Source organism: Vibrio sp. B1Z05, assembly GCF_052955985.1.
This window is the reverse complement of the sequence record NZ_CP130463.1, coordinates 1,790,101-1,815,006: the sequence shown is the minus strand read 5'-3', so window position 1 is coordinate 1,815,006 and position 24,906 is coordinate 1,790,101. Positions and strand designations below refer to the sequence as shown.

General features: G+C 43.9%; 22 protein-coding genes. 14 read left to right on the top strand and 8 right to left on the bottom strand.

What is annotated here, in order from left to right; all coding sequences use genetic code 11:
- Positions 1–67: 67 nt before the first annotated feature.
- Positions 68–853, top strand: a complete 786-nt coding sequence (locus QV280_RS08255; protein WP_152819705.1) for an MlaA family lipoprotein — start codon at positions 68–70, stop codon at positions 851–853.
- 119 nt (positions 854–972) lie between these two features.
- The gene (locus QV280_RS08250) at positions 973–1,659 is read left to right on the top strand and encodes a DNA-3-methyladenine glycosylase I (RefSeq protein WP_152819706.1); all 687 of its coding nucleotides are present in this window, start codon (positions 973–975) and stop codon (positions 1,657–1,659) included.
- Positions 1,660–1,768: 109 nt separating this feature from the next.
- Here QV280_RS08250 and QV280_RS08245 read toward each other — a convergent pair whose 3' ends face one another.
- The 3 genes from QV280_RS08245 to QV280_RS08235 all read right to left on the bottom strand — a co-directional run bounded on the left by QV280_RS08245 (position 1,769) and on the right by QV280_RS08235 (position 4,624).
- Positions 1,769–3,055, bottom strand: a complete 1,287-nt coding sequence (locus tag QV280_RS08245) for an outer membrane protein transport protein (protein WP_152819707.1) — start codon at positions 3,053–3,055, stop codon at positions 1,769–1,771.
- A 281-nt stretch (positions 3,056–3,336) separates the two neighbouring features.
- Positions 3,337–4,059: a DUF3379 domain-containing protein gene (locus QV280_RS08240; RefSeq protein ID WP_152819708.1), complete on the bottom strand. Its 723-nt coding sequence runs from the start codon at positions 4,057–4,059 to the stop codon at positions 3,337–3,339.
- Positions 4,052–4,624, bottom strand: a complete 573-nt coding sequence (locus QV280_RS08235; protein WP_152819944.1) for a sigma-70 family RNA polymerase sigma factor — start codon at positions 4,622–4,624, stop codon at positions 4,052–4,054. Before QV280_RS08235 ends, QV280_RS08240 begins: the two co-directional genes overlap by 8 nt.
- A gap of 217 nt (positions 4,625–4,841) precedes the next feature.
- On the opposite strand from QV280_RS08235, the gene fadI reads away from it, so the two are divergent.
- Together fadI and fadJ are read left to right on the top strand one after the other, a co-directional pair.
- Positions 4,842–6,149, top strand: a complete 1,308-nt coding sequence (gene fadI, locus QV280_RS08230) for an acetyl-CoA C-acyltransferase FadI (protein ID WP_023402750.1) — start codon at positions 4,842–4,844, stop codon at positions 6,147–6,149.
- Positions 6,149–8,260: a fatty acid oxidation complex subunit alpha FadJ gene (gene fadJ / locus QV280_RS08225; protein WP_152819709.1), complete on the top strand. Its 2,112-nt coding sequence runs from the start codon at positions 6,149–6,151 to the stop codon at positions 8,258–8,260. The genes fadI and fadJ overlap by 1 nt, the downstream gene beginning before the upstream one ends.
- Positions 8,261–8,334: 74 nt before the next feature.
- Here the strand turns inward: fadJ and QV280_RS08220 are convergent, their stop codons facing one another.
- Entirely contained in the window at positions 8,335–9,498 is a 1,164-nt protein-coding gene (locus QV280_RS08220; protein ID WP_152819710.1) for a threonine/serine exporter family protein, read from the bottom strand.
- 298 nt (positions 9,499–9,796) lie between these two features.
- Here QV280_RS08220 and QV280_RS08215 point away from each other — a divergent pair, with 298 nt between their 5' ends.
- Positions 9,797–10,387 carry a hypothetical protein gene (locus QV280_RS08215; protein WP_023402754.1) on the top strand — a complete coding sequence of 197 codons (591 nt, stop codon included), beginning with the start codon at positions 9,797–9,799 and terminating at the stop codon, positions 10,385–10,387.
- A 107-nt stretch (positions 10,388–10,494) separates the two neighbouring features.
- Here the strand turns inward: QV280_RS08215 and QV280_RS08210 are convergent, their stop codons facing one another.
- Complete coding sequence (locus tag QV280_RS08210) at positions 10,495–13,272, bottom strand: insulinase family protein (protein WP_367869523.1); 2,778 nt, start codon at positions 13,270–13,272, stop codon at positions 10,495–10,497.
- A 217-nt stretch (positions 13,273–13,489) separates the two neighbouring features.
- Between QV280_RS08210 and sixA the strand changes: the two genes are divergently transcribed.
- The gene (gene sixA / locus QV280_RS08205; RefSeq protein ID WP_023402756.1) at positions 13,490–13,954 is read left to right on the top strand and encodes a phosphohistidine phosphatase SixA; all 465 of its coding nucleotides are present in this window, start codon (positions 13,490–13,492) and stop codon (positions 13,952–13,954) included.
- 120 nt (positions 13,955–14,074) lie between these two features.
- On the opposite strand, the gene QV280_RS08200 is transcribed toward sixA, so the two are convergent.
- Both QV280_RS08200 and smrB read right to left on the bottom strand, forming a co-directional pair.
- Positions 14,075–14,572 (bottom strand): fasciclin domain-containing protein, encoded by a 498-nt coding sequence (locus tag QV280_RS08200; RefSeq protein ID WP_152819711.1) that lies wholly within the window; start codon positions 14,570–14,572, stop codon positions 14,075–14,077.
- A gap of 82 nt (positions 14,573–14,654) precedes the next feature.
- Positions 14,655–15,185 carry an endonuclease SmrB gene (gene smrB, locus QV280_RS08195; protein WP_023402758.1) on the bottom strand — a complete coding sequence of 177 codons (531 nt, stop codon included), beginning with the start codon at positions 15,183–15,185 and terminating at the stop codon, positions 14,655–14,657.
- 62 nt (positions 15,186–15,247) lie between these two features.
- Here smrB and prmB point away from each other — a divergent pair, with 62 nt between their 5' ends.
- The 5 genes from prmB to QV280_RS08170 all read left to right on the top strand — a co-directional run bounded on the left by prmB (position 15,248) and on the right by QV280_RS08170 (position 19,035).
- Positions 15,248–16,180 carry a 50S ribosomal protein L3 N(5)-glutamine methyltransferase gene (prmB, locus tag QV280_RS08190; protein WP_152819712.1) on the top strand — a complete coding sequence of 311 codons (933 nt, stop codon included), beginning with the start codon at positions 15,248–15,250 and terminating at the stop codon, positions 16,178–16,180.
- Between the two features lie 163 nt (positions 16,181–16,343).
- Positions 16,344–17,432 (top strand): chorismate synthase, encoded by a 1,089-nt coding sequence (gene aroC / locus QV280_RS08185; protein ID WP_152819713.1) that lies wholly within the window; start codon positions 16,344–16,346, stop codon positions 17,430–17,432.
- A gap of 98 nt (positions 17,433–17,530) precedes the next feature.
- Positions 17,531–18,058, top strand: coding sequence for an elongation factor P hydroxylase (locus QV280_RS08180; RefSeq protein WP_023402761.1), 528 nt, complete (start codon positions 17,531–17,533; stop codon positions 18,056–18,058).
- A gap of 3 nt (positions 18,059–18,061) precedes the next feature.
- Positions 18,062–18,328 (top strand): YfcL family protein, encoded by a 267-nt coding sequence (locus tag QV280_RS08175; RefSeq protein ID WP_023402762.1) that lies wholly within the window; start codon positions 18,062–18,064, stop codon positions 18,326–18,328.
- 179 nt (positions 18,329–18,507) lie between these two features.
- Positions 18,508–19,035, top strand: a complete 528-nt coding sequence (locus QV280_RS08170; RefSeq protein WP_152819714.1) for an NADPH-dependent FMN reductase — start codon at positions 18,508–18,510, stop codon at positions 19,033–19,035.
- A gap of 66 nt (positions 19,036–19,101) precedes the next feature.
- Here the strand turns inward: QV280_RS08170 and mnmC are convergent, their stop codons facing one another.
- Positions 19,102–21,174, bottom strand: coding sequence for a bifunctional tRNA (5-methylaminomethyl-2-thiouridine)(34)-methyltransferase MnmD/FAD-dependent 5-carboxymethylaminomethyl-2-thiouridine(34) oxidoreductase MnmC (gene mnmC, locus QV280_RS08165; protein ID WP_172972778.1), 2,073 nt, complete (start codon positions 21,172–21,174; stop codon positions 19,102–19,104).
- 119 nt (positions 21,175–21,293) lie between these two features.
- On the opposite strand from mnmC, the gene fabB reads away from it, so the two are divergent.
- From fabB to QV280_RS08150, 3 genes are all read left to right on the top strand, one after another.
- Positions 21,294–22,505, top strand: coding sequence for a beta-ketoacyl-ACP synthase I (fabB, locus tag QV280_RS08160; protein ID WP_152819716.1), 1,212 nt, complete (start codon positions 21,294–21,296; stop codon positions 22,503–22,505).
- A 121-nt stretch (positions 22,506–22,626) separates the two neighbouring features.
- A complete protein-coding gene (locus QV280_RS08155) occupies positions 22,627–23,757 on the top strand; it encodes a 4-phosphoerythronate dehydrogenase (protein WP_152819717.1) in 1,131 nt (376 codons plus the stop codon).
- Positions 23,757–24,770: an aspartate-semialdehyde dehydrogenase gene (locus QV280_RS08150; RefSeq protein WP_152819718.1), complete on the top strand. Its 1,014-nt coding sequence runs from the start codon at positions 23,757–23,759 to the stop codon at positions 24,768–24,770. The genes QV280_RS08155 and QV280_RS08150 overlap by 1 nt, the downstream gene beginning before the upstream one ends.
- Positions 24,771–24,906 lie beyond the last annotated feature (136 nt).

Here is a 24,906-nt window from a genome sequence, read left to right as displayed (position 1 = left end):
GATGGGTGTAGCGGCGGCAACTCCGCTACACCTCATTTAATTATTCGAAAGGGAACGGATATCCTACATGCGAAAAATCTGGATATTAATTGTTATATTAATGGCTGGTTGTGCCTCTCATTCTCAGCAAGATCAGTCTCAACAAGAACTGTTGCAACAAGAGAGCGCAGAGTCAGACACAACAAGCAACGTTAATGACCCTTTCGAAGGTTTTAACCGCATTATGTGGGATTTTAACTATGAAATCCTTGACCCTTACTTGGTGCGCCCCGTATCACTTACCTACACAGGTTACACTCCTCGTTTTATCCGTACCGGTATCAGTAACTTCTTAGCCAATCTTGATGAACCAGCAAGTATGGTGAATAATTTATTAATGGGTAACGGCAGCCTTGCTTTAACTCATTTAAACCGTTTCTGGATAAATACCACCTTTGGTGTTGCCGGGCTGTATGACGCTGCATCTCAAGGCGGTATTGCTAAACAAGATGAGCGCGCATTTGGTGATGTATTAGGTAAGTGGGGTGTTGGTAATGGTTGGTACTTTGTCTTTCCTGCTTATGGCCCTTGGTCATTGCGAGAAGCCGGAGACTTTGCTGACGGTCTCTATCCACCGTTATCGTACTTAAACTTCTGGGCAGGGCTTGGTAAATGGGTCTTTGAAGGCATGGAAATACGCGCCGCGTTAGTGTCTCAAGAAAGCACTCTGGAAAACTCCCCTGATCCTTATGTGCTGACTCGTGATGTGTTCTTACAGCGCAGAGCCTATAAAGCTGAGGTGACTGACGAAGAAGCGGTAGATGAAGACCAAGAAGATTATCTGGATAGTTACCTTGATGACGATGACTTTTAAATTCAGTACATCATAAAATTTGCAGACAATTCTCTTTATCCGTGTAATCCTTTTGTGCAGTTAACTGCCAAGTGAAGTTATTCACTGCTGTTGTTTATTAGACAGACTCTAGGTTTTTTATGCATCTCGAAAAATTCTCCGATATCTATCGCCGTGCTTCTCATCGTAAAGGTGGGGATGCACAGCTTGAGCTTAGGCTCACACATCCTTCAACCTCCGATGAAATACGACAAATTCCTGATGACCGTTGGTTGTCTGAGTTCAGCATGAAGGTCTTTCAATGTGGTATTTCATGGCAAGTCGTTAGAAATAAATGGCCTAATTTTGAGGAGCTATTCTTTGAGTTTAAGCCAGAGCTACTATTAATGCTTTCTGACGAGCATTGGGAAATGAAAGCCAAAGAGCCTAAAATAATCCGTCATTTAGCCAAAGTGATGACCATTAAAACCAACGCTGAAATGTTGATGAACGCTCGCCTTGAACATGGATCTTTTTCGCAAATGGTGGCGAGTTGGCCGGCGGAAAATATCACCGAGTTGTGGGACTATTTGAAGAAACATGGCAGCCGTTTAGGCGGTAATACCGGTGCTTATGCTTTAAGAGCAATGGGCGTAGATACCTTCATTTTATCTTCAGATGTAGAAAGTTACCTGCGTAGTTACGATATTATTGATGGCGGTCGTGATACCAAAAAATCACGTTTGGCGGCCAATAAAGCCTTTTGTCACTGGCAAAAAGAGTCAGGCAGAAGTATGAGTGAAATTAGTCAGATCATTGCGTTTAGTTGCGGGGATAATCGGGTTTAGATGATTACTGACGACAGATTGTTACTGACTTATCTATAAATAGAAAAGGTGTTGAGATTGCTCTCAACACCTTTTTTTAAACTTTAGCTAAAGTGCTTATGCGTTTATATTAGAATTTTTGATTGTACTGCAGACCCACAAGGATTGCATCAGCACGAGTGGTTGCTGTAATCGTGTTATTACCAAGACCAACTGAACCATCAGGTAGTGGAGCTGGGAATTGCGTTGATTCACTCACGTTTTGATCAGCACCAATTAGGTAGGTGATACCAAAGTCTAGAGTTGAATTTTCGGTAAAGTGGTAACTAGCACCTGCAGAAATCCAATTACGATCTGAATCTGGTACAGAGATAGAAGTTAGCTCATCTTGAGCGCTGGTATCGTGCATGTAACCAGTACGCAGTTCAACTTTATCCGTTACGTACCAAGTACCACCGATAGCAAAGTGCCAACCATCTTGCCATTGGTATTGTTTATTGTACTCACCTTGGATATATCCACTACTTAAGTTATGGAAGTCAATCTCGTCAAACGCACTCCAACCAATCCACTGTACTGAGTAGTGAACCGCGAAGTCTGTATCTTTAATATGGTGGTAACCAGAGAATTCAGCCATATCTGGAAGAGGCAATTCAATTTCTTGTCCTTTGTCATCCGATACTTTTATATCTGGGCTATAACGGTACGATAGGCCCCAGCGGTTGTTTTCATCTAGCTCATAAACAGTACCAAGGTTAAAGCCTACTGCCCAACCATCTGCGTCTTCAACATCAACTGTTTGAATTGGGGCAGGAATACCAAGCTCTGTGCCACCACGACGGAAAGTACCTTGACCATAGATAACATCAAGGCCAGCACCAAAGCTCCATTGTTCATTCAGGCGATATGAGCCTGCAAGACCAATATTCATGCTCTTAATGTCAGTCTCACCACCATATACAGAGTTGGTATAATCTGAACTTCCAGAGAAGTCTGTGCTAGTTCCGAAATTAGAATAAGCATTTACACCCACTGCAAATTTTTCATTGATTGGCACGATTAGGTGAATGTTTGGAGCAAATGCTGTACCACCTACATCATCGTAATCTTCGTAAACATTTGCACCAACCGGTGTGCCATTGACAGTAGTTGTGCTACTGCCATTTTTTACTGAGATGTCAGTAATGATAGTTTCGAAACCAAGCGACAAAGATGTTTTATCAAAAAGGGCCATCGTTGCTGGGTTACGAGCCATAGAAGACGCGTTGTCTGCGATTACTGCGTCACCTGCGAATGCACGACCAATACCAGTAGCTGATTGTGCGTTAAGTTGGAAGCCAGCAGCATGTGCTTGTGAGGTAGCTGCAACTACTGCAACTGCAAGTAGGGAGCGTTTAAGAGTACGCATCTTATTCATTAATAATTTCCTTATGTTTTACGCTAAAATCCTAGCGTATCAACCGGTCTTAAATTTCGAAGTCGGCTGATACTATTGCTAAATATAGTTTTAACAACTCAGACCACTACTAAAAATAGTGCGTTTGTTCATTTTTGCGACAAAAAAGGTGTAATTTTAGCTATTTATTGTGTTACTTAGAGTCATTGCTCTAAATCAATGATTGGTGCGATAAATTAGTAGAAATTGATAACCCCTTAACATATCTACATGTAAGGGGTTGAAATTATAGAGATAATTCTCTAGGAGAGTGGTTTTATGATTTCTGATAACCTTTTTGCAATATCTGTAACGTTTTCTCCCTCTTCACCAACAAGAATCATAGAGGCAGAGCCGATGGGCATTACGGCGCCCGACAATTTATTTTCGTGAAAGTTCACCGAGTGATCGGAGCTGACATTGGTAATAAATAGTGTAATTCGACCTTTTTCACCTTGAAAAACCATGTGTAGTGCATTGCTACTACCAAATCCGCAGTGATTTAAATAGTAAACATGGTAGGGGAAGCTTTCCGTAAATTGATAAGCAAAAGGCGTCAATTTGGTATTAATTTGACTGGACTTTACTTGCTCATCAAGTTGATCGGTAAATGGGCGTTCATCGATAACATGTTGTACCGCAGTATCAGCCAAACTGGCGTGAGCGTTAGAGACGATGTTAGGAGTCAAATTAAACTGACCCACTAATACGCCAACAGCAAAAGCAACGGATGCGGCAATAGCAAAACTGCGTTTGGCAAAGTTCGGTCGCACCACGTTAGTTTCGCCGCTCTGCTTGAACAAAATCTTATCTGCCAAATTATCAGGTACATCGACACGCATTGCTTGCTCGATTCTGGCGTCTAAGCTCAGTATATCGTCAGTAAACTTAGCATTTGGCTCACTGTTAGCAATCGCCTTGAGTAACTCTTCGTCTCTCGCTTTCGGATCCGACATAATACGGCGGCGAAATTCTAAATCATCCATTTTGCCTCCCCTGATTTGAAGTGGTTGAATCTAGTAATTCTTTAAGTTGGTTTCTAGCCCTAAATAGGCGCGTCATCACAGTGTTTTTGTTGAGGTCTAAGATCTCGCCAATTTCGTCACCACTGAATCCGCCAACAACTTGTAAAAATAAAGGCTCACGATAGTCCAGATCAAGACGCATAATTTGAGCTTGTAACCACTCACTTTGATGAAATCCATCATCACTAATATGGGCTTCATTACCAGGATCATCGATATCGACAAGATCTAACTGCTTTCTTTCAAAACGTCGTGCATTCTCACGTCTTAAAATGGTGATAAGCCATGATTTAGCCGCTTTTTCGTCTAAAAGAGAATCTAACGCTTTCCATGCACGCAGGCAGGTTTCTTGTACAAGATCTTCTGCGATAGAACGATCTTTACATAACCAATAAGCGTAACGAAACAGGTCTCTGTGATAAGCGCGTACGAGCGCTTCGTATCTTCTTTGTTTATCCATATTAGAGTTGACCTGAGAGAGCGACTTTTTCTTTCGAGATTTCGCTTTCCTGTCGAAAATCTGCATAAGTGCCACACAAGCTCCTTTTTATGTGTCTAGGTTCTTATGAACTGTACAAGAATATAAAACGGACGCAAACACAATATGTAGATGAATTGCGTCATATCAATTAACTTATTTGGTGATGACAGCCACATTTAAGATCTAATTCAATTACACACTTTGATTTTATTAACAATTTCATTACAATATTGAGGTCTGACCTCTTAACTAAGGAAGTGTGATGGGATTACAGCAGTTAACTACTCGGCAGGGAGATAGGGTAGCAGTGGTGGCAGGGTTAAGAACCCCCTTTGCCAGACAAAGCACTGAACTAAAAGACATGCCTGCGTTAGATCTTGGCAAGATGGTGGTCAGCGAAATGCTTGCTCGTACCGATATTGATGCCTCATTAATTGAACAAGTGGTGTTTGGACAAGTGATTCAAATGCCGGCTGCGCCAAATATTGCTCGAGAAATCGTGCTAGGCACAGGAATGAACATCAATACCGATGCCTACAGTGTTACTCGTGCCTGCGCCACTAGCTTTCAGGCGACAGCCAATGTTGTTGAATCGATTCTCGCAGGTAACATCGAAGTGGGTATTGCTGGGGGGGCAGATTCCTCGTCCGTTTTACCAATTGGTGTGACTAAATCTTTAGCCGCAAACTTATTGGCGCTGAGTAAAGCGCGCACTTTGCCACAGAAGCTCAAAGTGATGAGCCGTCTTAAAATGAAAGATCTTATGCCTGTGCCTCCGGCGGTAGCGGAGTATTCAACCGGTTTATCTATGGGGCAAACCGCAGAGCAGATGGCGAAGACTCACTCTATTTCTCGCGCAGACCAAGATGCACTGGCGCATCGCTCACACGCCTTTGCCGCTAACGCATGGAACGAAGGGAAAATTCGTGACGAAGTGATGACCGCCTATCCTGAACCTTATAAAAAATGGATTGATACGGACAATAACATCCGCTTTGATTCCACCATCGAAGGTTACGCTAAATTACGCCCCGCTTTTGACCGCCAATTTGGTTCAGTTACCGCCGCTAACTCAACGCCACTGACTGACGGCGCTGCGGCCATTATGCTAATGACGGAAAGTAAAGCCAAAGCGCTCGGGCTTGAGATTCTGGGTTATATTCGTTCTTATGCCTTTTCGGCAACGGGTGTTGAAAAAGATATGTTGATGGGGCCGTCGTACGCTACGCCGATTGCACTCGATCGTGCGGGGCTAACCTTGAACGATCTGACTCTGATTGATATGCATGAAGCTTTTGCCGCGCAAGCACTGGCCAATGTGAAAATGTTTGCCAGTAACAAATTTGCTCAACAAAAACTTGGCAGAGACAAAGCGATTGGCGAGATTGATATGGATAAGTTCAATGTTCTGGGCGGCTCTATTGCCTACGGACATCCATTTGCCGCCACAGGCGCGCGTATGATCACTCAAACATTAAGAGAGCTTAAACGACAAGGCGGAGGCTTTGGTCTCAATACCGCCTGTGCCGCTGGTGGACTTGGCGCGGCAATGATTTTGGAGGTGGAATAATGACTGAGCTTAAAACCTTTAATTTAAGCATAGATGAAGAGCAACTCGCTTGGTTATCTATTGATGTGCAGGGTGAGAAAATGAATACCCTGCAAGCCGCATTCGCCGATGAAATGAATGAGATTCTGTCGCAACTTGAACAGAAAAAATCAGAGATAAAAGGGCTGATCATTCATTCGTTAAAACCAGATAATTTTATTGCAGGTGCTGATGTGCGCATGTTAGACGCATGCAAAACCGCAACTCAGGCCACTGAGTTAGCCACCACTGGCCAAAAAATGTTTGCCAAGCTCGGCGAGTTTCCATTTTCAGTGGTTGCTGCCATTCACGGCCCATGCTTAGGGGGCGGTTTAGAGCTTGCCCTTGCCTGTGACTACCGTGTTTGTAGTGATGATGATATTACTCGCTTAGGCTTACCAGAAGTTCAACTTGGCTTGTTACCCGGCTCAGGGGGGACACAAAGGTTGCCTAGGCTTATTGGACTTATGCAGTCTCTGGATTTGATTCTTACTGGCAAACAAGTGCGCGCGAAGAAAGCCAAAAAGCTTGGATTGGTGGATGCAAGTGTGCCAAACAGTATTTTTCTGGATGTCGCGAAATCGTACGCACAAAAATCGAAACCTAAACGTAAATCTTCGACAAAGGAAAAACTGATCTCAAGTGTTGGCTTGAGCCGTAAAGTCATCTTTGATCAAGCCGCCAAGAAAACACAGCAGAAAACTCGTGGTAATTATCCCGCCACTGACAAAATTCTCGAGGTGATGCAATTTGGTTTAGAGAAGGGATTAAAGCGCGGTCTAGAAAAAGAGGCGTTAGAGTTCGGGCATCTGGTCATGACCTATGAATCAAAGGCATTACGCTCGCTATTTTTTGCCACCACAGAAATGAAAAAAGAACATTTTGGTAATGCCACCCCTGCTAAGGTCAACCATGTTGGCGTATTGGGTGGCGGATTGATGGGAGCGGGTATTGCTCACGTATCGCTCGCCAAAGGTAAATTTGCCGTTAACTTAAAAGATGTCGCACAAGATGGGGTATTAAATGCCCTGAGCTACAACTACAAACTGTTGGAAAAGCAGCGCAAGCGTCGCATCTTATCGAAAGCGCAAGTACAGTCAAAAATGTCACAGTTGCGTGGCGGTACTGACTATCTTGGTTTTAATAAGGCTGATGTTGTTATTGAAGCGGTATTTGAAGATTTATCATTAAAACAAGGCATGGTGCAAGATATTGAGCAGCAGTGTCCTGAAAATACAATTTTTGCTTCTAATACTTCGTCTTTACCTATTTATCAAATAGCGGAAGGCGCGCAAAGACCTGAAAATATTGTCGGTCTGCATTACTTTAGTCCAGCAGAGAAAATGCCGTTAGTTGAGGTGATTCCTCATGCCACCACTTCGGCAGAAACAGTGGCAACGGTAGTGGCTCTTGCTCGCAAACAAGGCAAAACGCCAATCGTAGTGAAAGACAGCGCCGGTTTCTATGTAAACCGAATTTTAGCGCCCTACATGAACGAAGCGGCTCAAGTGTTGATGGCAGAGCAAGAGATTGAGCATATTGATAGCGCACTGCTGAACTTTGGTTTCCCTGTTGGGCCTATTACCTTGCTCGATGAAGTGGGCGTGGATATTGGCGCTAAAATAATGCCGATTTTAGTGAGTGAACTTGGTGAGCGTTTCCAAGGTCCCAACTTATTTGATGTGCTTCTTAATGATGGGCGTATTGGGCGCAAAGCAGGTAAAGGCTTTTATCAGTACAAAGGCAAAGATAAGAAAGTCGATAAATCTGTGTATAAGTTACTGAAATTGACTCCTTCACGCAGCATTGCTGAAGAGGATATTGCGCTTCGTTGTGTGATTCCTTTGCTTAATGAAGCGGTGCGCTGTTTAGATGAAGGTATCATTGCCAGTGCTCGAGACGGAGATATTGGTGCCATCTTTGGTATCGGCTTCCCGCCGTTTAGCGGTGGACCATTTAGGTTTATGGATACTTATGGTCTAGACAAGTTAATCGAGAAAATGCGCCAGTTTGAGCTGACTTACGGCGAACGATTTGAGCCGTGCCAAGGGCTTATTGATAGGGCTGAGTCAGGGAAAACCTTCTACGGCTAAGTATTCTTAGTGTGATTGGTATTAAAAATAACTGCAAGGGAAGCCGATATCATTTCGTCTTCCCTTTTTGTTAGCTATCTTTCGATTTTTGGTGAATAGATAGAGTAGGCGGTAATTTGGCCTGCCATGATAGCGGCAAACATGAATAGCGCAGATAAGCCTATGCTTGGGATAGGCAAAATGGGTTGCTCAAATACCGATTGGCTAGCACTCACTAACACGCGGCTTCCGGGAACTAATATAATGATGCCTTGCAGTATATAGATAGAACCCGTTAGGTGCATTTTCTTGGCAATCCATGTGCCATATAAGGTGATGATCACCGTAGTTAGCCATGTGCCGACAATCCAGCCACTGCCAAGTCCTAGATAATAAGGGCCCCACATACCTAAGATAGCCACTGGAAAACCTAATAGCATGTCTTTTGGTCTGGCATTAAATATGATTCCAATAGCAAGGGATATCACTGGCAGTCCAGCAAAGTGCATCCACGTTGGCACGTCATTGGTATAAGTTAAATAGTCACTGACGCCCCAAATCGTTTCACCAATGTGCACGCCCATAAATATGCCAATGAAGAGCTTAATCAGCGTGAGCATACTTTGCCCTAATAAACTGGTGCCTGATACGAGATCATTAAATGCTAAACATTCCAACGCATTGGCAATGGATAAACCGGGGACAAACAGTATTACGGCGGCGATGCACAAGGCGTATATGGGCATGGGATAACCAAGACTACTGATACCCGCTACGCAAATCCCCGTTAGCAGTGCGGCAATAAACTCAACGGCAATAGTGCGACGTCCAGTCAGTACTTGCTGACATCCCCACACCAAAATCCCGAGCAGAGTGGCAAAAGTAATGGCTTCAAGAGTGCTGCCGATAAGCATTAGATAAGCAGGTGGAATCGACATATTAGCCAGTGCGACGCTCCATTTTGGATAATAGAGAGGTTTTTGCACCTTAGTACCGTTTCTATTGTCGAGCCGACCTATGGTGTGCGCAAGCAAACTAAGATCAATGGACGCGGGTGCTAAGCGCTTCATAATGACCTTATTGTTATCTTCGGGAAATTGATAATTAATGGATGTCGGGAGCGCTTGCACCATTGAAGGCATTCCTTGTTGCCTTGCATAATATTGTGTGAATTTTTCTACCTTATACGGAGGACACCCACTGCGATGCAGAGTGCTCCCAAATTCAACAATATCATTGATGGATTCTTGATTGGCCATTGTGAACTGTTTGGATGATTGAGGCTAAGTAGCGCGAATGTATCAGATAAAAACCCATCGCGCCAAACCCATGCATCAGCTTTGTAAGCGAGCTCAAGGGATTGCAAAAGAAGCATAAAAACAATCTCTCAAACCTATATCCATTTTTGAAACATAAGATTGCAATGCAAGCGCTACGTTATAACAAACGTATTAAATATTATATATACGGAGTCGCACTGGATGGCTATCGCGTGTTTATCAATATTATTTCTGGTGTGGCATATGAAATTATCACATTTAATAATCAGAAATTATAATGAAAAAAATTCTATCAATAGTTCTTCTATTTTCTCTCGGTGGTTGTGCGTCATTATTGACCAATAAAATTGTGTTTAACCATCACAATAATCATGTGGATATTGCGGGCGTAGAGGCTTCCGTAGACTTACCTTCTAATTATGTTTTCGTCGAAGATTTCAAGATTAAGAGTTTTCAGGGATATAGTAATACTGTCGGTGGTGAAAAAGATTCGTTTGATATGTCTATTTTCAAAGATACAGAAAGCAACGGATTTGTAATGTTATTGAGGAGAAAATGCCACCATTGTTATTTTTCTAATATAGCAAGAGGTGATACTACTTATCGTCTTGGGGCATTTCGAACATTTCAGGTTGATAGATACCGCTCTATGTCCTTAACGCATCATGGCGTGTTGGATCAGAAAATATACGAAGCTTTGATGACCAACAATACTGAAAATAGAGACTATAGAGAACAGATGTGTGGAGAAAGCATTAGGACATCAAATCACAAATCTATATATGTAATGTCTGTATTCAAATCATGCTACCAAACACAACCAGATATATTGAATACCTTAAACTTAAAACCAATAACGCATAGTTAATCCCAGACATTCTAATATTTGATTAATAAAAAAGACACTCAGCCTATGTTCAATATGATATTAAGCTGAGTGTCTTTTTTAATTGAGGTTAACGTATTTTTACCCTATCACCCCAGTTCAATATCTTTCGGCATTAGCTGAAACTCTTCAATAGAGCCAATTTCTTGACCCAGATCCAGTGGTGGTGCGTCGTGATGCTGGTTGCCTTGGGTGTGCATGACCAATCTATTCGCCGTTCTAGGTTTTAGTTGGCTTACCACAAAGCGAATCATATCGGCGCGGGTTAAGGTGCGGATATGTTCAACCACCAATTCTCGGTTGTTAAACTGTTGGTCTTTATTGCCAATGGATACCCAAAGCCTTTGGCCTTTGGTTCTTAGGTTATTGTCGGGTGCCATGATTTGGTTTAATAACCCTTGCTTACTGTTTTGCCATTGGGCTTCAGTCAGTTCAAGGAGCACCATATAAAAAGCATTCAGAAATTCATCGATAGAAGCGACTAAATCAATCGGTGCAGCCACAGGGGATTGCACATAAATGACAATTCCGGGAATACGGTTTAATGGCATATTCCCTGTGCCGACCATATAACCGAGTTGTTGTTTAGTCCGAATTTCATTGAAAAATGCTGATGACATCAAGTGGTTAGCAAGTGTAAAGGTAGCAATAGTGCCTGTGTTAGAGTCTTCACCTTGATAGTAAATTGCTACGGCTGAATCGTCTTGGTCGCAATGAATTTCATGTTGGAAGGTGCCGTTATTACCTAACTTCACCAAAGGTCTGAGTGATTCTTTGTACTTTTGATTTTCAACGCGCAGCGCATTTTTCAGCTCATTGGCAATGTCTTGTGCCGCTTGTTGAGTCCAATCACCAAAGACAAACATTTCTACATATAATTTGCCTAATAAGCTAGAGACAAACTCTGGCAGCTCTTCAATTTGTACTTTCTCTAAGGCTTTAACCAGCACGCCTGCGGGAGGGTTATTTGGTTGTAATATTCCGGATAAGTGATTGAACAGTTGCGATAAGGGTCTGTCTTTACTGGCGTTACGCAGTTTTCTAAGCATTTGGGTTTTGATGCTATCAAAACGTTGCTGCTCAAAATGACGGGTGGCAAATTTTTCTAAAATCATTTGCAGTAGTTGCGGCTGCTTCTCACTAAATCCAGATATAGTTAAAGTGAGCCCGCCTTGATGGGCATAGATGTTGTAGCTCATGCCGGCAATTTCAGCTTGATAGGATTGCCTAGATAGTGACTCCATAAACAGTTCAACACACAAACGCAATTTGATAATATTTTGTGGGTTGTTGACTGAGCATGGGCTATCAATCGCAATGTAGAGCGAGCCTTTTGGTACGCGAAAATCAGGCTCTTGTAAGTGCCACAAACGAAAGCCCGGTAATTCTTCTATGACTTTAGGTAACGGCTGTACTTCTTGTAATGGCTTAGGGTCTAAGTCATAACAGATAAATGGGTTTTTGCTGGGTAGGGCAAAGTCAGCAAACTTGGCTGGATTTTTCCAACGCTCAATTTGTTCGGCGCTAAATTTCTTAGCGGAATATGGGGTGAAATACCACTTGGCTTGTGTGTCGTACTCAAGCTCTTTGGCGGTAACCCATACTCGAAGGTTCTCTACGCAGAAGTAAGGAACAAAACTTTCAATTAGGGAATGGTCAAAATCACTCATGCGATAGTCGCCATACAAGACTTCACTCATAGGGAAGCGTTGTATGCTCATCACCAGATAGCTGGCAAGGTCGATAGCTTTAACCGATTCTTGAAAACGAAATGCGGATTCTAATACCGCTTGTTTTTCAGTGTAACGCCACTGTTCGATGCCTTGTTCAAAGACCAAGTTCATATAAGAAAAGATCGTTTCTACAATCTCATCTATATGTTTAAGCCCTTCTGCGGTAAGCAGGCAACCAATGCTAAATTCTCGAAAATTACTGCCACTGATGCCGCCACCTGCAGCAAGAGAAGTCACCCAGTGTTTATTTTTCAGTAACAAGGTCAAGCTACCCGGGCCTTCGTAACCGATAAGATGCGCAAAATAAGACAGAGGTTTAGTCGCGTAATGCTTTTCCATATTAGGGAAAGAAAAAGACAAGCTTAGCTTGCGCGCTTCTTTTTCTGGTTCTACTTGTACATACAGCTGTTGTTCATTTTGAGTGAGCAATGGGGTAGTGATGGTTTTGGCCTGTAGGTGATTGTTTTTTATATCACTAAACAAGCGAGTTGCCATCTGTTCGAGATCATCTAAAGGCTGCGGACCCACGAGCACCACACTCATGAGATCGGCAGAATAATGGCTTTGGTAAAACTGAATAATTTCATCACGAATAGAGCCGCTTTCTCTATCACACAGCGTCTCTTCATTACCGACTGAAAATTTTGCAAAAGGGTGTAGCGGATTGACCAATTCTTTTTGCACTTGATAAAAACGGCGCGAATCATCGTGTATCTTCATTTGATATTCAGAGTTAACCGCTTGACGCTCTTTATCCAGTGCTTCTTGATTGAAGAGGGGAGAAATGAAGAACTGGCTAAAACGAGACAAGGCTTGTTCAAAGAAATCAGGCACGACATCAAAAAAGAAACAGGTATGTTCCGTGCCTGTCCACGCATTATTACTGCCACCGTGCTGGCTGATGAAAGTTTGAAACTCACCAACTTGTGGGTAATCCTTAGTACCTAGAAACAGCATGTGTTCAAGGTAGTGAGCAAGCCCTTCACGGTCAGCAGGGTCGTCAAAGTGTCCCACTCTTACCGCTAGCGAGGCAGCAGAGCGCTGCACGGTAATATCTTGAACCAATATGACTTTAATTTGGTTATCTAAGGTGATGTCACGATAGTGGTTTTTGTCATTCGGACTTTGATGCACTTAGATGCTCTCCTTGAATTACCTCAACCCCGATCTTTAACACAGAAGATTTAAAAATGGGCTGAGATAAACTATTGTTTTATATGTTAAGTATGGCGGAGCAATGCCTTCTAGCAAACTTAAAAATAAAATTTTATTGAAATGCTGCCTCAATCAGAGAATACCAATAGTATTATGGTGTACTCTTTGAACAGACAGTCACAAGTTTAGGACAAAAATGAACGTATATATCATGCGCCATGGAGAAGCAGGAAGCTTTGCATCAAGTGATGCTGAACGCACATTGACCGCTCGCGGAGAGGCGCAATCATTGCAAGTGGCCGAAGCCGTAGTCGAGCAAGGTGTTTCACATTTTGATTTAGTCTTGGTAAGCCCTTACATCAGGGCGCAACAAACTTGGGATAAGATTAAAGGGCTTTTTTCTGCCGATAAAGTAGAAGAGTGTGCCGATATTACTCCTTACGGGCATTCTGAAGATGTTTACCAGTATGTGTGTGCTTTAGCTGAAGTTCAAAAACCGCAGTCAGTGTTACTGGTTTCTCATTTGCCTTTAGTGGGCTACCTTACTGCTGAATTTGTCAATGATATGGCAGCACCAATGTTTCCAACCTCAGGTTTTGCTGCTATTGATTTTGAACTTGAGAGTAAAAACGGTGAATTGATGTGGCATATCGCGCCTTAATCTAGAGTGCCAGCTTGGCCTAACCTAGAAGCGAATCAGCCTTAAAATCTAAAAGTAAAACGGCGACCCAAGAGGTCGACGTTTTGTCTAAATGAGTTACCTTAAGCATAGTAGGTTACATTATTTAGGCATCAATACCGTGTCGATAACATGTATCACGCCGTTCGACGCTTTAATGTCGGTCGCCGTCACGGTGGCGTTATCTATCATTACCTTGCCATCCATTACTTTTATCATGGCGGTACCGCCTTGCACTGTTTCAGCTTGTGACAGTTTAACCACATCAGCCGCCATTACTTTCCCGGCGACTACGTGATAGGTCAAAATCGCTACAAGTTTATCTTTGTTTTCTGGTTTTAGTAGCATTTCGACAGTGCCTTCAGGAAGCTTTGCGAATGCGTCGTTTGTTGGTGCAAAAACGGTAAACGGTCCATCACCTTTCAAAGTATCAACTAGGCCGGCGGCTTTAACCGCTGCGACTAAGGTTGAGAAGTTTTCATTTCCTGCGGCCACATCCACAATGTCCTTTTTCATACCATGATGGCCTGCGTAGGCATTCAAGCTTAGAAAAAGTATTCCGATGAACCAAACTGATTTTTTAGTTAATTGCGACCACATATCCTATCCCTCGTGTTGTTTTTTGGATATTCAAATATTTGAACATCTGACATTGATTACGCAACGAAGGCAGAAAAGATCACTATTTTTCTGGAATAGACAGTAATACCAGCAGTGCACCACTACCACCAAACTCCAAAGGTGCTTGATGATAGGCCATCACATCAGGGTGCTGAGCCAGCCACAATGGCACTTTTTGCTTTAAGATATGTTTGCCGATGCCGTGCATGACGCTAGCGCAATGCACATTTTGTTTGATGCAATGCGCAATCATGGCACCAAGCTCACGTTTGGCTTCCATTTGCGTCATGCCATGCATGTCTAAATACACGTCTGGCACATACACGCCACGGCGCAGTCTTTTGACTTCATACTTAGAGACATCACTGCGAGCGTAACGGGTTGGACCGTCCTCATTGAGCAAAGGTTCAAATTCATCAGAGAAGTAAAATTCGTTATCTTTGGCTTCTCGATCAAACCTTTGCTGTTGTTTTTGTTTTGTTTCTCTTGTTGGCGGTTGGATTATGGTATCCTGTTGTAACTTTTTAACGCCTTGTACTGCTTCTTTAAACAAAGAAAAGTCATCAATATTTGGCTTATCTGATTTGTTCATGGAATAAAGTTTCTGATCTATCTTTAGATTAGGCAGTATTGTAGCGCTTTTTGGAGAAACTTTTGGATAAGATTTTTGTAGATGAAGCAGTGGCTGAACTTCACACACTGCAAGACATGATTCGTTGGACAGTAAGCCGATTCAACGCAGCGGGCTTATTTTACGGTCACGGCACGGATAATGCGTGGGATGAAGCGGTTCAATTAATTTTGCCTTCACTCTATTTACCTCTCGACGTACCTGCGCACGTTTTAAATTCTCGCCTAACAAGTAGCGAGCGTTTGCGTTTGGTTGAGCGCGTAATTAAGCGTATTAACGAACGTACACCTACCGCTTACATCACCAACAAAGCTTGGTTCTGCGGTATGGAATTCTTCGTTGATGAACGAGTATTAGTGCCTCGTTCGCCAATTGGTGAATTAATTGAACATCAGTTTCAACCTTGGCTAACGGGTGAACCTACTCGCATCATGGATATGTGTACCGGCAGTGGTTGTATTGCGATTGCCTGTGGTCACGCCTTCCCAGATGCTGAAGTCGATGCCATTGATATTTCAGGCGACGCGCTAGAAGTGGCGGAGCAAAATATCCAAGATCACGGTCTTGAAGCGCAAGTGACGCCAATTCGTTCGGATTTATTCCGTGATTTGGTGCAAGAGAAATACGATCTCATCGTGTCTAATCCACCGTACGTGGATGAAGAAGACATGAACAGTCTACCTGACGAGTTTAAACATGAGCCAGAGCTTGGTTTAGCCGCCGGTACTGACGGATTAAAATTAGTGCGCCGCATTTTGGCGAATGCGCCAAACTACCTAACAGACAACGGTATTTTGATCTGTGAAGTGGGCAATTCTATGGTGCACATGATTGAGCAGTATCCAAACATTCCATTTACTTGGATAGAGTTTGAAAACGGCGGTCACGGCGTATTTATGCTCACCAAAGAGCAGTTGCTAGCATGCGCTGACGAGTTTGCGCTTTATATTGATTAATCCATACGGATAAAAAGAACATAACGGCATCCACTAGTTATCGATAGTAACTAAAAGGGTGCCGTTTTTTGTTTACACAGTACAAAGCACTTTACAATAGAGTGTGATAAAGCCAGTATGAAAGGCATTAGACCGTTTAAAACAGACTTACAATGAGGAAGTAATGGCAGGAAACAGCATTGGCCAGCATTTTCGCGTGACCACTTTTGGTGAAAGCCATGGTATCGCATTGGGTTGTATCATCGATGGATGCCCTCCAGGCTTAGCCTTAGAAGAGGCCGATCTTCAAAAAGATCTCGATCGTCGTCGTCCTGGTACATCGCGTTATACAACAGCACGTCGTGAACCGGATGAAGTTAAAATTCTTTCAGGCGTTTTTGAAGGTAAAACCACAGGTACTTCGATTGGGCTTTTGATTGAAAACACCGATCAACGTTCTAAAGATTACTCTGAAATCAAAGACAAGTTCCGTCCGGGTCATGCCGATTACACTTATCATCAAAAATACGGTGTGCGTGATTACCGAGGTGGTGGTCGCTCATCGGCTCGCGAAACCGCAATGCGAGTGGCTGCTGGCGCCGTGGCTAAAAAGTATTTAGCGCAAGAATTTGGCGTTGAAGTGCGCGCCTATTTGACGCAAATGGGCGATGTAAAAATCGATACTATCGATTTTGATGAAATTGAAAACAACCCATTTTTCTCTCCAGATGCTATTGCAGTCGATAAATTTGACCAGCTAATCCGTGATCTTAAAAAAGATGGCGATTCTGTTGGCGCAAAATTACAGGTGGTGGCTACGCGTGTCCCTGTCGGTTTGGGCGAGCCTATTTTTGATCGTTTAGATGCCGATATTGCACACGCGTTAATGAGCATCAATGCGGTAAAAGGCGTTGAAATTGGCGATGGCTTTGCAGTGGCTGCACAAAAGGGCAGTCAACACCGAGATGAACTGACTCCAGACGGCTTTGCCTCTAACCACGCTGGTGGCATTTTAGGTGGCATTTCAACAGGTCAAGACATTGTGGCAAATATTGCACTAAAACCGACCTCAAGCATCACAGTGCCGGGCAATACGATTAACCGTCAAGGTGAGGCGACGCAACTTATCACTAAAGGTCGTCACGATCCTTGTGTGGGTATTCGCGCTGTGCCGATTGCGGAAGCGATGCTCGCGATTGTATTGCTGGATCATTTATTGCGTCACCGTGGTCAAAACCATGGCGTAGTAACCGAAACACCAAAAATTGTATAGATAAACTAAAGAGCTGTTGGATGCTTCCGATTGTAAAATCGGCATTCAGCGCTCTTAATTCTCCGCCCGTTTCTCTTTCCTTTCTGTAAGATTTTCCCATGCACGACTATAACGACCTTATTACTATCTTCGATAATACTTTCTTTGACTCTTTTAACACTCGATTGGTGTTAGGGGGAGACGAGCCTATTTATCTTCCTGCCGATGATGAGTTTGCGTACCATCGCATCATTTTTGCCCGCGGTTTTTATGCTTCAGCTCTGCATGAGATTGCGCATTGGTGTGTCGCTGGGCCAAAACGACGATTACTCGAAGATTTTGGTTATTGGTATGAACCTGATGGTCGTGATGCCAACACCCAAGCGCAATTTGAAGTGGTCGAGATCCGCCCGCAAGCGTATGAATGGATATTGGCACAAAGTGCAGGGTTTCGTTTTCAAGTCAGTTGTGACAACCTAAGCGGAGACTTTGAACCAGATAGATTAGGTTTTACACATAAGGTTCAGCAAGAGGTTATCGATATTTTAGAGAAAGGCTTGCCAACTAGGGTTGAGATGCTTTCTAATGCGCTTCGGGATTTTTATAGTGTCCCGCCACTTACTCAGGAAGATTTTAAGGTACTTTGAACCATGATTTTACAACTCGAAGAACAGTTACTTGACACGATTGACCAAACCGTTGCCACTGCGTCGGATGACGAGCTGTTTGCGGGTGGCTATTTACGTGGTCATATCTCTTTAGCCGCGGCTGATTGTGAATACGAAGCGGTATCCGATGTTGCCGTATTCAAGCAAAAAATCGAACAAAGCCTTGCCGACGCACAATCAGAGCTAACACCAGCGGATCGCGTTATTGTGGCCGACATGTGGAATGGTTTATCGAAAGCATTGGCTTAGTCTAATTTTTATTGCGTTAATGCTGACTCAACGCTGATTAATTAGTATGTTGGGAATGGACATGAATATGCTGTGATTCAGAGTTGAGTCACAGCATATTTTTTATGAGCCCGCTTTTAATTGCAAGACGTCATTGCAAGACAGAATGACACGATGGATTATCGAACAAGGAATCAGTTATGAAAATTATCGCTTTTGCCGCCAGTACCAGTTCAACTTCAATCAATAAAACGCTCGCGTCGTACGCTGCTCATCAGCTAGCCAATGCCGATGTAGAAGTGCTTGATCTTATTGATTATCCAGCGCCACTCTTCAGTGAAGACACTGAAAAAGAGCTTGGACACTCGGAATCAGCGAAAAAGCTGTTGGCTAAACTTGGCCGAGCTGATGCCATTATAGTCTCTTTTGCAGAGCACAATGGCAGTTATACCGCCGCCTATAAGAACTTATTCGATTGGGCGACTCGCATTGAGCGCAATGTATTCCAAAATAAACCCGCCTTGTACATGGCAACGTCACCGGGCCCAGGTGGTGCTAAATCGGTACTTGCCGCCGCCGTCGCTTCTGCGCCTTATTTTGGTGCGGATGTGAAAGCCTCGTTATCTGTGCCCAATTTTTATGATGCATTTGATGTGCAGAAGAATGAATTTAAAGACCAACAGTTACAGCAACAAGTGATGGATGCGCTAGGTAAGCTTATCGCTTAGTTTGGATATACCCAATTGGCACTATAAATAATGGGCTCTTTCTGAGCCCATATTGTTGCAGATTGCTTATTTAATTGGCTTAGCAAGAGGTCTACCTTTAATCAGCTTTCTTACCCACATGCGACTTGGATGCAATGCATTTAAGGTGGAAGCAGGCATAGGCAATGGATACCCCAGCATTTGTGAAGCCAAAATTTCGGCGCTTAACGGCGCTGAAGTTAAGCCTCTTGAGCCAAGACCAATTAAGCAAAATAGATTTGGATACTGGCTGACTGCGGTTGCGGGCACTGTTTTCTGCGGGCTTAAATTCGCGTATTGAGTCACTATGTCTGCAAACTTACCGACATTACCGATAAAAGGCAGATGATCTCTAGAAACAGAGCGTATGCCTTGTCTCGCGTCTTTGGCACTCACATCAACCTCGGCTGGCCAACTTTGGTCGGGTAGGCACTGCTGCAATTTAGAGGCGTTTTGTTGTTGGTGCAGCTCATTGTAATCAGTGCTGTGATCGCGACTGTCATAACTTGCGCCAATGCAGTGCTGATCTAACGGGCTTTTCGGCGTTAAGTAGCCGTCGTAACACAATACAGTATTGAGTTTTTGCAGTTGAGTAGTCGTAGGAATATGGCTCACTTGCCCTTTTACTTTGCCAAGGGGAATAGATTGCGCTTGCGCAAACTCATCAAAATTGTGTCCATTCGCAATCACTACCGCAGTGTATTGCTGCTGATTTTTTTGCTCGCTTATATGTTCGTCCATTTGCTGACTGGTGACCAACCAACCTTGTTCGTTTTGCTCTAACTGGGTCACTTTACACGGCTGATTTAGCGTTAATTGCTGCTGTTGGGCAAGAAACTCAATAATGCCTTGTGTGCATTGCGAGGGTGATAGCCAGCCGCCTTGTGGGTATAACACCGAGCCGTACGAGCAATCGAGCCCAATAGTGCGCGCGGTTTGTTCAGGGTTGAGTTGAGTGACTAACTCATGCGGATATTGCCCTTGCACAATGCGCGATAGCTTGGTTTGCTCCGCTTCATTCCAAAATAATTGGGTAACGCCACACCAGTCATGGTCAAAGCTCACTTTAGCCGCTACGTGATCATAGAATTGGCGCGCAAACACAAAGCCGTTAGAAAAAACTTGCGAAACGGCATTGTGATCGCCGTTTAACAACGGATAAAGTGCGCCTTGTCTATTGCCGGATGCGCCCTGGGCCAGTTGCTCATCTTGGCAATACAGTGTCACTTGTGCACCTTTTTGCACTAAAGAATAAGCAAGACAAGCACTGGCGACACCGCCACCAATAATGGCAATATTATCGACTGGCTTATCGGGTGTGTTTGAATCAAAAACAGAGGTTAGAGGCTCTCTGGCAAAGTGAGGCAAGATATTGCTGTACGGCTGTTTGTCGCGCATGCTACCGACAATCATATCGCGCTTATGCCCAAAGCCTTTGGCCTTACTCATATCAAAGCCTGCTTCAATCAACCCTCGGCGCACAAACCCTGCTGCAGTAAAGGTGGCAACGGTACAATCTTGCTTAGCCAGCTTAGCCATACCGTCGAATAAATCTTGATTCCACATCTCAGGGTTTTTACTCGGCGCAAAGCCATCTAAGAACCAAGCATCGACAATCCCATCACTATGAGTTGGTACATCGGGAAGATTATCTTTGATATCCCCCAGCCATAGGTCTAAAGTGATAGCGCCATCAGCAAGAATCAGGCGATGGCACCCAGAAAGCGCCATAGGGTAGTGCTGCTGTAATTCGGTCGCATATTTCTCTAATTCTGGCCACGCTTTATGCGCTTGTTGCAGATCATTTAATGTGACAGGGTATTTTTCAAAGCTGATAAAATGCAGTTGAGTGAGGGGCGCTTGTGGATATTGCGCTCTAAATAGCTCAAACTCTTTCCAGACAGCGAGAAAGTTTAGCCCGGTGCCAAAGCCAGTTTCCGCAATAACAAAGCGGGATTGGTTGAAGGTTGGCCAGCGAACAGGCAGTTGATTTTGGGTGAGAAACACATAACGAGTCTCAGCAAGACCATCGTTGTTCGAGAAGTAGACATCATCGAATTGCTCTGATACCGGGGTTCCGGCGTCGTTCCAATCGAGTTGAGCGTGTTTAATTTTTGGCATATAGATCATAGAATGAGACGTTAACTGAAGTGATTGTACAAATATCTAGGAAAGCTGACCACTTGATCCGCTCTTTCTAGGTATTATCTAGCGGAAAATTTGAATTATAGGAATGTCACATGAAACGAGTCGTGATCACTGGTATGGGTATTGTTTCCAGTATCGGTAACAACGTCGAAGAAGTACTAGAGTCTCTAAAAGCTGGCAAATCTGGTATCGAAGCCTCAGAACAATTTAAAGAAAAAGGGCTACGTTCACAGGTTTGGGGTAGCTTGAAGATCAATCCAGCGGAACACATTGACCGTAAACAAATGCGTTTCATGGGTGATGCTGCGGCGTATGCGTTCATTTCTATGGAGCAAGCAATTGCTGATTCTGGTTTGACTCCTGAGCAGGTGTCTAACGAACGCACTGGCATCGTAGCCGGTTCTGGCGGCGCATCGTCTCTAAACCAAGTGGCAGCAGTTGATATTCTAAGAGAAAAAAGCGTTAAACGAGTGGGTCCATACATGGTCACTCGTACAATGGGTTCTACAGTATCAGCTTGTTTGGCAACGCCGTTTAAAATTAAAGGCGTGAACTACTCAATGAGTTCTGCATGTTCAACTTCAGCTCACTGTATCGGTCACGCGATGGAGCTTATCCAACTTGGCAAACAAGACGTGGTCTTTGCTGGTGGCGGTGAAGAACTGGACTACAGCATGTCTATGATGTTTGACGCTATGGGCGCACTATCAACTAAATACAACGATGAGCCAACTCGCGCATCGCGCACTTATGATGCAAACCGTGACGGTTTCGTTATCTCTGGTGGCGGCGGTATGATGGTTGTCGAAGAGCTAGAGCATGCACTTGCTCGTGGTGCTAAGATTTACGGCGAACTTGTTGGCTACGGCGCAAACTCAGATGGTCACGATATGGTGGCTCCATCAGGCGAAGGCGCAGTACGTTGTATGAAGATGGCACTGCAAAACGTAGATTCAGTGGATTACGTGAACACACACGGCACATCAACTCCTGTAGGTGATGTGAAAGAGCTTGGCGCTATCCAAGAAGTCTTTGGCGGTAACAGCCCTGCAATTTCAGCCACTAAAGCGATGACAGGTCACGCTCTAGGTGCGGCAGGCGTACACGAAGCTATCTACACCGCATTAATGCTAGAGCACGGTTTTGTTGCACCAAGCATCAACATCGAAACGCTTGATGATGCAGCTGAAGGTCTTGATATCGTCACTGAGAAACGCGACCAAGAATTGAAAACAGTGATGTCAAATAGCTTCGGCTTTGGCGGCACTAATGCGACATTGGTATTTAAAAAGTACGAAGGTTAATCCTTTAAGCTCAATTAAATACAAAAAAGCACATAAATAATGAGACCCGACAGGCATTGCTTGTCGGGTCTTTTGTTTATGATTATTCTGTTACTTATTCAAAACAGCTGAAGTATTACAAATGAAAATCGTAATTGATGAAAATATGCCGTATGCCAAAGAACTGTTTGGCAAATTAGGTGAGGTTGTGGCCTTATCTGGACGCACAATCAGTGCTGACGACTTAGTGGACGTAGATGCGTTAATGATTCGCTCCGTCACTAAGGTCAATCAAGCATTGCTGGAAAAAGCCAACAAACTGAAATTTGTCGGCACCGCTACCGCCGGTTATGACCACCTTGATCAACAAGCATTACAAGACAAAGCTGTGGCGTACACACATGCACCGGGCTGTAACAAGGTTGGCGTGGCGGAATACGTCATTTCATCGTTAATGGTACTGGCTCAGCAACAAGGCTTCTCAATTTTTGATAAAACCGTGGGTATTGTCGGTGCAGGGCAGGTAGGCAGTTATCTTGCGAAATGTCTACAAGGCATTGGCATTCAAGTGTTAATCAATGACCCTTTAAAAGAAGCAGAAGGCGACCCACGTCAATTTACGCCACTGAATGAATTGCTTGAACGCGGTGATGTGATTTCGCTACACACGCCAATTACACGAGACGGTGAATACCCAACTCATCACTTAATTGATAGCGAGCGCTTGCAGGCAATGCGACCTGAGCAGATTTTAATTAATGCCGCTCGTGGTCCTGTAGTGGATAACCAAGCCTTAAAACAGCGTTTACAGCGCAATGACGGTTTTACTGCGGTCTTGGACGTGTTTGAATTTGAGCCAGAAGTGGACTTGGAGTTATTACCACTGCTTGCATTTGCCACTCCGCATGTTGCAGGCTACGGTTTAGAGGGTAAGGCGCGCGGTACAACAATGATCTTTAATTCATTTTGCCAGCACATTAATAGCCCCTTAGCGGTTGGCGCCGATGAGTTATTACCTACCGCTCCCGTGCCAAAAATGCATTTATCACGCCAGTGGGACGAAGCAACACTGCACAACCTCACACAATTGATTTATGATGTGCGCAAAGACGATGCACTGTTTCGCCGTGAAATCGGTAAAACAGGGGCATTTGATAAGATGCGTAAAGAGTATTGGGACCGCCGAGAATATGGCGCGGTGACGCTCACTGGCGATGCGTCTTGTAATTTGCAACCCTTGCAAGAGCTAGGATTTAAGGTAGAGGTAGGTTAATGAGTCAACAATTTAATGTCGCCATTTTAGGCGCAACTGGCGCTGTCGGTGAAACACTTTTAGACGTTCTAAAAGAAAGAGAGTTTCCGATTGGCGAACTGCATCTACTGGCCAGTGAACGCAGTAAGGGTAAAACTTACCGCTTTGACGGCAAAAGTATCGAAGTACAAGATGTGGCTGAGTTTGATTGGTCTCAAGTACATATCGCACTATTTTCAGCGGGCAGTGAACTGTCGGAGAAATGGGCTCCTATTGCCGCAGATGAAGGCGTAGTGGTTATCGACAACACGTCGCAGTTCCGCTACGACTATGATGTACCTCTTGTTGTGCCTGAAGTAAACCCTGAAGCCATTGCAGAGTTTCGTAACCGCAACATCATTGCAAACCCAAACTGTTCTACCATTCAAATGCTGGTTGCCTTGAAGCCTATCCATGATGAAGTGGGTATTGAGCGCATTAACGTCTCAACTTATCAATCAGTAGCAGGTGCGGGCAAAGCAGGCATTGATGAGCTTGCAGGCCAAACAGCGAAACTATTAAACGGTCGACCTGCAGAAGCGGAAGCGTTCTCTCAGCAAATCGCTTTTAACTGTATTCCACAAATCGATACCTTTATGGACAACGGTTACACCAAAGAAGAGATGAAGATGGTTTGGGAAACCCAAAAAATCTTTAACGACCCTTCTATCATGGTGAATCCAACTTGTGTTCGTGTGCCGGTTTTCTATGGTCATGCTGAAGCGGTACACCTAGAAACGCGTGCGCCGATTGATGCAGAGCAAGCGGTGCAGCTACTTGAACAAACCGACGGTATTGAAGTGTTCCACGGCCAAGATTTCCCAACCCAAGTTCGTGACGCTGGCGGTAAAGATCATGTCATGGTTGGGCGTATCCGTAACGATATTAGCCACCACAGCGGCCTAAACATGTGGGTTGTCGCGGATAATGTGCGTAAAGGCGCAGCGACTAACGCCGTACAAATTGCAGAACTATTAATTCGTGACTACTTTTAAGCTATAGAAGTATCTGATTTTTTTAGATTTTGCTGTAAACGTTTTTTGCTTTACAAGCATAAGTAAAAAAGGCCATTGGCGAGGTAACTTGCTGGTGGCTTTTCTATTTTTGGTAACTGAAGAACCACTACTTGAC